At 64.6% G+C, this 7,260-nt stretch carries 8 protein-coding genes; 3 read left to right on the forward strand and 5 right to left on the reverse strand.

Annotated elements, in window-relative coordinates; genetic code table 11:
* Positions 1-1,527: trimethylamine methyltransferase family protein (locus EOC06_RS20170; RefSeq protein WP_128308611.1), on the reverse strand; the 1,527-nt coding region annotated here is incomplete at its 3' end.
* A gap of 90 nt (positions 1,528-1,617) precedes the next feature.
* Here EOC06_RS20170 and EOC06_RS20175 point away from each other — a divergent pair.
* Both EOC06_RS20175 and mutL read left to right on the forward strand, forming a co-directional pair.
* Positions 1,618-2,520, forward strand: coding sequence for a LysR substrate-binding domain-containing protein (locus tag EOC06_RS20175; RefSeq protein WP_128308607.1), 903 nt, complete (start codon positions 1,618-1,620; stop codon positions 2,518-2,520).
* Positions 2,521-2,606: 86 nt separating this feature from the next.
* Positions 2,607-4,481, forward strand: coding sequence for a DNA mismatch repair endonuclease MutL (gene mutL / locus EOC06_RS20180; RefSeq protein ID WP_128288690.1), 1,875 nt, complete (start codon positions 2,607-2,609; stop codon positions 4,479-4,481).
* A gap of 26 nt (positions 4,482-4,507) precedes the next feature.
* Here the strand turns inward: mutL and EOC06_RS20185 are convergent, their stop codons facing one another.
* The 4 genes from EOC06_RS20185 to EOC06_RS20200 form a co-directional block, all read right to left on the reverse strand.
* A complete protein-coding gene (locus EOC06_RS20185) occupies positions 4,508-4,747 on the reverse strand; it encodes a hypothetical protein (protein ID WP_128308608.1) in 240 nt (79 codons plus the stop codon).
* Between the two features lie 12 nt (positions 4,748-4,759).
* Entirely contained in the window at positions 4,760-5,086 is a 327-nt protein-coding gene (locus tag EOC06_RS20190) for an antibiotic biosynthesis monooxygenase (RefSeq protein ID WP_127330641.1), read from the reverse strand.
* 57 nt (positions 5,087-5,143) lie between these two features.
* Positions 5,144-6,019: an alpha/beta fold hydrolase gene (locus tag EOC06_RS20195; RefSeq protein WP_127381837.1), complete on the reverse strand. Its 876-nt coding sequence runs from the start codon at positions 6,017-6,019 to the stop codon at positions 5,144-5,146.
* Between the two features lie 85 nt (positions 6,020-6,104).
* Complete coding sequence (locus EOC06_RS20200) at positions 6,105-6,998, reverse strand: DMT family transporter (protein WP_128308609.1); 894 nt, start codon at positions 6,996-6,998, stop codon at positions 6,105-6,107.
* A gap of 112 nt (positions 6,999-7,110) precedes the next feature.
* On the opposite strand from EOC06_RS20200, the gene EOC06_RS42990 reads away from it, so the two are divergent.
* Positions 7,111-7,260 (forward strand): LysR family transcriptional regulator (locus tag EOC06_RS42990; protein WP_245469842.1); only part of this gene is annotated, 150 nt, incomplete at its 3' end.

A 7,260-nucleotide genomic window follows, 5' to 3' on the forward strand; every position in this document is an offset into this window, starting at 1 on the left:
CTCCTCGCGCCGCGCGATGAAATCCATCAGGCCATCGGCGATGCCTTCGTCGAGCTTCGGCTCCTCGTAATCCGCCAGCATGTTGCGCGCCTTCTCGCGACCGCGCGTGTCGTGGTCCTTCGCCCCTTCTGCCTTCCACTGTTCGTACGAATTGAAGTCCATGATCGAGGGTATGAAGAAGGCCGACTCGAAATGTTCGAGCGTGTGTTTGGTGCCGAGGAAATGGCCCTGCGGCCCGACTTCGCGGACCGCTGCCATCGCTTCCTTGAAATCGTCGAACGGAAGGCCGCCTGCATATTTGTACCAGCCAACCAGCTGTTCGCAGTCCGTAGCGAACTTCGAATAGCCGCAGCTCAGGCCGGCCTCCAGCCACCCGGCGGAGTGCCAGATGTAGTTGGCGCCGGCGAGGATGGCGGCATGCATCAGCATGTTGGCCTCGTAGCCCGCCTGGGCGTCGTTGAGCTTCGATCCGACATGGAAGCCCGAGGTGCGCCACGGCAGTTTGTATTTCCGCGCCAGCGCGCCCATCAGGTACATCATCTGGGCCGCCTCCGGCGTGCCGCCCATCGGAGCGCCGGTCTTCATGTCCACGGTGACCATGAACTGTCCGTAGATCTGCGGCGACCCTGGGCGCAGCAGTTGCGTGAAGGCGACGCCCGCCAGCGCTTCCGCATTGACCTGCGCGACTGCCCCGACGGCCGACGCCGAAGTCGAGGCGCCGCACAGTGCGAAGGGTGCGAGGATCAGCGGCTGGTTGCTTCGGGCATAGACCTTCATCGCGTCCAGCATGGTGGCGTCCCACACCAGCGGCGAATTGCAGTTGGTGATCGACACCAGGACCGGATTGTCGCGGACGTAATCCTCGCCGAACACGATGCCTGCCATCGCCATCGTGTCTTCCGCCCGCTCCTTGGACGTGACGATGCCCATGAACGGCTTGTCGGAATGCTTAAGCGCGGAATGGATGATGTGGAGGTGACGCTTCGGTACCGCGATTTCCATCGGCTCGCAAATGACCGAACTCGATGAATGCAGCGCCGGCGCCATGTAGGCGAGCTTGTGGAAATTGTTGAGGTCGGCGAGCGTGCCGTAGCGCCTGTTGTTGTCGAGGTCACGCACATAGGGCGCGCCATACATAGGCACGAAGATGGAGTTCTTGCCGCCGACGCGAACGGTACGCTCGGGGTTGCGGGCATTGAGGGTGAACTCCGGCGGGACCTTCGAGACCAGTTCCATCAGCAGGGCCCGGTCGATCCGCACACGAGTTTCCGAGACATCCGCGCCCGCCGCCTTCCACAGTGCGATAGCCTCGTCGTCGCGGAATTCGCATCCCACCTCTTCGAGGATCAAGAGCGACTCCTCGTGGATCAGCTCGACCGCCTCATCGGGGACCATCTGGTAGACGGGGATCTGGCGGACCAGGGTCGGAAACGACGTTACAGGGGCTCCGCGCAGGGCCTTGCGCCCCAGGCGGCCGCCGCTGCGGCGGTTGGCATGTTCGGTCACTTCAGGGGCCGGTGCGTTCATGGCAACTCCATTCCACTCATGAAGGAGCCTAGCGCGACAAAATGGTGATGTGACGCTGGAAAATCCTGATCTCTTGTATAAGCTCAGCTTATGCGAAGCCTGCGCCACCTCCTGCCCTCGGCCGGCAGCCTGATCATCTTCGAGGCGGCCGGGCGGCTGTCGAGCTTCACCGCCGCCGGGCGCGAGCTCGGCATGACGCAGGCCGCCGTCTCCTATGCCGTGCGCGGGCTGGAAGAACGGCTTGGCGCCAAGCTGTTCCAGCGCCGCCACCGCCAGGTTCTCCTGACCGAGGCCGGCGAGCGCTTCCATGCCGATGTCTCGCTCGGCCTTTCGCATATCCGCAAATCGGCGGAGGATCTGCGCCTGCAGGCAACCGGCGGTCATGTCACGCTGGCTGCCTCGACCGCGTTCGGCTCGTTCTGGATGATGCCGCGCCTGCAGCAGTTCCGCGACGAACTGCCGGGCATCGACCTGCGTATCCAGACCGCCGACCGCGACCTCGACATCATCGCGGAAGGCATTCCGCTCGGCGTGCGCGGCGGCGCGCCGCGGGACTGGCCGGACTATCACTCGTTGCCGCTGGCCGACGAGGAGATATTTCCCGTCGCCGGCACCAGCTATGCGGCAAAGTTCGGCCTGCCCCAATCCGCTGCCGAACTGGCCACGCACCGCCTCATCCATCTGGAGGAGCCGTATCGCGAGGCGGCCAGTTGGGACGAATGGTTCCAGTCGGCGGGCGCCAATCTCAGCGATACCGCGCGCGGCCTGCGCATCAACGACTACGGCCTGGTGATCCAGGGCGTCATGGAAGGCCAGGGCATCGCGCTCGGCTGGCGGCATCTCGCCGAGCGGCTGCTGGCGTCGGGCTTGCTGGTGCCGGTGACGGATCATGTGCTGAAGACCGGCAAGGCGTTCTATGTCGTCTGGCCGAAGAACCGGGAACTCAGCGACAACGCCCGCAAGGTGCGGGACTGGCTGGCGGAGCAAGCGTGAGGGGCAGCGCCTCCCAGCCAGCCTATCCACTGTTCCGCAACACCGAATCCTTCCGCATCAGCCTCGAATCCGCCTATAGTGCTGCCATGCCCATCCGCCAGCTTTCCGAAACGATGATCAACCAGATCGCCGCCGGCGAAGTCATCGAGCGTCCGGCGAGCGTCGTCAAGGAACTGGTGGAGAATGCGCTCGATGCCGGCGCTTCGCGCGTCGAGATCGTCACAGCCGGCGGCGGGCTGAACCTGATCCGCGTCACCGATGACGGCTCCGGCATTCCCGAACGGGAGCTGGCGCTGGCGATCGCACGTCATTGCACCTCCAAGCTCACCGAGGATATCAACGACATCCGCTCGCTGGGCTTCCGCGGCGAAGCGCTGCCGTCGATCGGCTCGGTGTCGCGACTGTCGATCCGCTCGCGCACGGCAGCAAGTGACAGCGCCGCCGAGATCGGCATCGAGGGTGGCCGCGTTCTGCCTGTCAGGCCGGCGGCGGCCAATCGCGGCACCACGATCGAGGTGCGCGACCTGTTCTTCGCAACGCCGGCCCGGTTAAAGTTCATGAAGGGCGAACGCGCCGAAAGCTCGGCCACCAGCGATGTGGTCAAGCGCATCGCCATCGCCTTCCCCGCAGTGCGCTTCACGCTGGCCGGCTCGGACCGCTCGACGCTGGAATTGCCGGCGGCGGATGACAGCGCGGAAGGCAGCCTGCGCCGTGTCGCCCAGGTGATGGGCACCGACTTTCCCGACAATTCGATTGCCATCGATGCGATGCGCGAAGGCGTGCATCTGACCGGCCACGTGTCGATCCCGTCCTTCACCCGCGGCAACGCGCTGCAGCAATATGCGTATGTGAACGGCCGCCCGGTGCGCGACAAGCTGATCGCCGGCGCCATACGCGGTGCCTATGCCGACGTCCTGCCGCGTGACCGCCATGCGGTGACGGTGCTGTTCCTGACGCTCGACCCGGCCATCGTCGACGTCAATGTCCATCCAGCCAAGGCCGATGTGCGCTTCCGCGATCCCGGCCTTGTGCGCGGATTGATCGTCGGTGCAATTCGACAGGCACTGGCCGATGCCGGCGTCCGCGCCGCCACCACGGGTGCCGCCGGCATGATGGCCGCGTTCCGGCCAGGGGCCGCATCCTACGGCCACGGCGGACCGGCAAACGGCCACCGCAGCTACGACGCGGCCTACCGCGCGTCGGGCCCGTCCGGCTTCGATCCCGTCCGGTCGTCGCAGCGGCCGGTCGATATGGGTTTCGAGGGTGCGGGCTTCGAGCAGCGCGGCTTGCGTGAAAACGAGCAGGCGGCTTTCGATGCCGGTCCGCTTGCCAGCGCCGATGCGCGCGCAGGGCAGGATGAAGCGGCCGAGACCCTGCTCGGCGCGGTGCTGGGCGCGGCGCGCGCCCAGGTGCATGAGAACTACATCGTCGCCCAGACCAGGGATTCGCTCATCATCGTCGACCAGCATGCGGCGCATGAACGGCTGGTCTACGAGGCGCTGAAGAATGCGCTGCACTCGCGCCCGGTGCCCTCGCAGATGCTGCTTCTGCCCGAGATCATCGACCTGCCGGAAGAGGATGCCGAGCGGCTTGCGCTGCATTCGGAAACGCTGGCCCGCTTCGGTCTCGGCATCGAGCGCTTCGGCCCCGGCGCCGTCGCGGTGCGCGAGACGCCGTCGATGCTGGGCGAGACCAATGTCGGGCAATTGGTGCGCGACCTCGCCGACGAGATCGCCGACAACGACACGGTCGACACGCTGAAGGAGCGGCTGGACAAAATAGCCGCGACCATGGCCTGCCATGGCTCAGTGCGCTCCGGCCGCCTGCTCAAGGCCGAAGAGATGAACGCGCTGCTGCGGCAGATGGAGGCGACGCCCGGTTCGGGCACCTGCAACCACGGCCGGCCAACCTATATCGAACTCAAGCTGGCGGACATCGAACGGCTTTTCGGGCGGCGGTAGCTGCGGACGGATTGCGGGCCATCGCTTCACCGCTCGTAGGTGCCGGTGTTGACCAGCAATGCCGAGATTATCGTCCGCCCCGTTCGCCCGTGGGCGAACGCTGCGCCGGCTCCACGCACCGCTGTTGCCAGAAGCGCGGCGGTCAGCAAATAGCGTGCCGCCGCCAGCAGGAGCGGAGGCACGTCATCGAGACCGAGCTTGATCGCCGCCCAGGTCAGACCCCAGATCAGCGACATCACCGCGAAGAAGGCGAGATTGCGAACCACCAAATTCGCCGTTCAGCGCAGTCCCTGGCGATCGACGAGTATCCGGTGGATGTCGATCCGCTCCGGCAGTTCGATCAGGAACTCGGCATCGCGGTCCAGATGATGGACTTTGGTCGGTTCGCCTTTGGTAAAGGCGGTCATCGCCTGCATGTCGGCCCAATACGAGATGGTTGTGAACCACGTCTCGGCATCGCGGTCCTCGCGCAGCAATTGGACGCCAAGCGCTGTCTTCTCGAGGGGCGGAATACCCTCGGCACGCAGGTATGGCTCATAGGCGTCGGCAACGTCGCGGCGGGTGCGGCCGCGCCAGATTCGCGCGATCGTCGGTTTGGTCGGCATGAGGTTCTCCTTCAGTCAGGCGGACAGCAAACCGGGCATAGCGGACGCCGGGTGAGATCAGCCGTGAACACGAGCCAGGAAATCGCGGACCAGCGGCAGCGCGTCGTCGAAATGTGTCTCGAGCAGCCAGTGACCCGCCCCCTCGATCAGATGCAGTTCCGCATCGGGCAGATCGCGATGATAGGCCCGGGCCGACGCCGCGGGCATATAGCCATCCTCTGGCCCCCAAAGGACCAGCGTGGGCGGATGGTGTTCACGCAAATAAGCCTGGTAGCGCGGAAACCAGGTGAGATTGGCTTCCAGCTTCTCCATCAGACCGACGGCGATCTGCCGACGAACCGGCGTGTTCATCAATGGCCAGTGGAGGCTCCAGAGATCGGGCGGCACGCGCGTGGCGACGTCGTCAGACACTTCCCCGATGAACTCGGCCCGGAACCCGTCCTCACTTACCGCGGCCTCGAGCGGACGGTGCTTGTCGGGCGTCTTGTCGGTCCACCAAGCCTTGATCGTGGCGTATTTGGAGCCAAGCACGTCCTCGTAGATGTCGCCGTTCTGGATGATCAGGGCGCTGATCCGCTCCGGGTGCGAGATCGCATGCCGGAGTCCTATCTGCGAGCCGTAATCATGCAGCCACAAGGCGTAGCGTTCGAGACCGAATTCATCGGCAAGTTTGGAAAGCACGTCGCAATAGGCGTCGAAATCATAGCCAAAGGCGGCCGGATCTGGTGTGCCACTGTATCCGAAGCCCGGCCAGTCGAATGCAATCGTTCGCCAGCGGTCGGCGAGCGCCGGCATCAGTCGGCGGAATTGGAACGAAGAGCAGGGATAGCCGTGCGGCAACAGCAAGACAGGTGCTTCTGGCGGCCCTGCCTCGCGATAGAAAATGGATAGATCACCCAGTTGCATGCGTCGGTGCGTCGTTGCACCCGGCATTCGGACCTCCGTCGAATAAACACCGGCTAAACGCGTTTGACCGAGGCATCGTTCCCGAATGAGGGAAGCGGACGGCCGGCAATATTCATCTCTTCAAATTCACCACGATGACACCGCCCAGCGCCAGCGCGCCGCCGATTATGCCGAGCAGCGTGGGGACTTCGCCCAGCCAGAAGAAGCCGATCAGCGCGGACATCGGCGAGACCAGATAGAGGAAGTTGGAGGCACGTGCGGCGGGCAGACGCGACAGTGCGGTCGCCCAGGCGGCATAGGCGATCAGGCTGGGCACGATGCCAAGAAAGATGACGGCGCCGAGGCCTGCTGTGTCGGCAACCGCCGCCTGCGAAAAGGCCGACGGCAGGAAGGGCGCCAGGCATAGTGCGCCGAGCACCATGTTCGAAGCGGAGATGGTCAACGGATGATGGCGGGCAAACAGCGGCTTCTGGACGATGGTGTTGACGGCCGAGCACAAGGCCGAACCAAGCACCAGAAGAGCACCGGTGTTAAAAGACAGTCCTTTCCCGTCGGCCATGGCGATGACGCCAATGCCGGCGAAGGAAATCACCGTGCCGGCCCAGGCCATGCCCAAAAAGCGCTCGCCCAGCAGGACCATCGCCATGATGGCGGTGAAGATCGGGCTGACATTGATGATGAAGCCGGCGGCACCGGCAGAGACGGTCAGTTCGCCGAAATTGAGCATGACGGTGTAGAGCGCGACGAAGATGGCGCCGCCAAAGACCAGGCGCCACACTTCGTCGAGCCTTGGCAGCGCCGGGCGCTTGATGGCCAGGAAGATCGCCGCCGGCACCGCGGCGATGGCAAAGCGCAACGCGCCGAGTTCCAGCGGTCCGAAGGCGGCGAGACCGGCGCGGATCGCCGGAAAGGCGGAGGCCCAACCAACCACCGTCAGCGCGACAGCAATGGCTGCCGTGGTGTCCATCCGCTGTGTCGAATTCAACGTGCCCGTCATTGCGTTCATCTCACTGCCCTCGCATTCTTCGGTCCTGAAAGGCAGAAAACGCCATTTCAGGCCAGTTGACAAACGACCAAATCGAGGATCACCTGTGACTATGGATCACAGCTCGGACACAATGGTACCGCTCGAAACACTGCGCGCCTTCGATGCGGCGGCGCGAACAGGCAGCTTTTCGGCGGCCGCCGAAAAGCTCAACATCACCCATGGCGCCGTCAGCCGGCAGATCGCCAAGCTCGAGGACTGGCTGGGATTGAAAGTCTTCGAC

This window comes from Mesorhizobium sp. M7A.F.Ca.MR.362.00.0.0 (genome assembly GCF_004023175.1).
In the GTDB taxonomy this organism is placed as follows: Bacteria; Pseudomonadota; Alphaproteobacteria; order Rhizobiales; family Rhizobiaceae; genus Mesorhizobium.